1 pseudogene is annotated in these 507 nt (G+C 35.7%); it reads right to left on the reverse strand.

Features of this window, described 5'->3' with window-relative positions:
* Positions 1-507, reverse strand: a pseudogene (locus tag LG31_RS20410) (KAP family P-loop NTPase fold protein); the annotation flags it as partial.

The raw sequence follows: 507 nt of genomic DNA on the forward strand, positions 1-507 counted from the left end.
GATCTTGGCAGAGAAAAAATCATAAAGATTAGCATTAAACACATATTCACCAACTTTATTTTCAACTCTCCTCCTGCCGACTTTTTGAGGGAAATTGAACACCTCAAAGTTGGAGCCAAAAATTCCAGCCGTATCTATTTTTACTTTAACAAAACCTAAATTTAAGAGCCCCGTTTTTATTGATTCAATAGTCTCACGACAACACTTTATGAGCTGTTCCTGCCTTATTGTTTCACCTTTACTTTTACCGATTATGATTGCCATCAAAAACATGTCAGGCTTTCGGTCATCCGATGTATGATGACATGTAGAAATTAACCGTTGCAATAGACTTTGCACATCTCTAAGCTGTAATTCGAAGAACGGTATTATCAATGACAAAAGTTCGCTAAACTGTTCAAACGAGAAGTTGTCATCAACATGACTTATGTATGAAGATTCATACAGTCCTCTCAACAAAAACAATATATAATTAAACAGCGTTGGTTTTGGCAGTTCGTAACGTTC

The sequence above is a fragment of the Aeromonas lacus genome (genome assembly GCF_000764665.1).
Taxonomy (GTDB): domain Bacteria; phylum Pseudomonadota; class Gammaproteobacteria; order Enterobacterales; family Aeromonadaceae; genus Aeromonas; species Aeromonas lacus.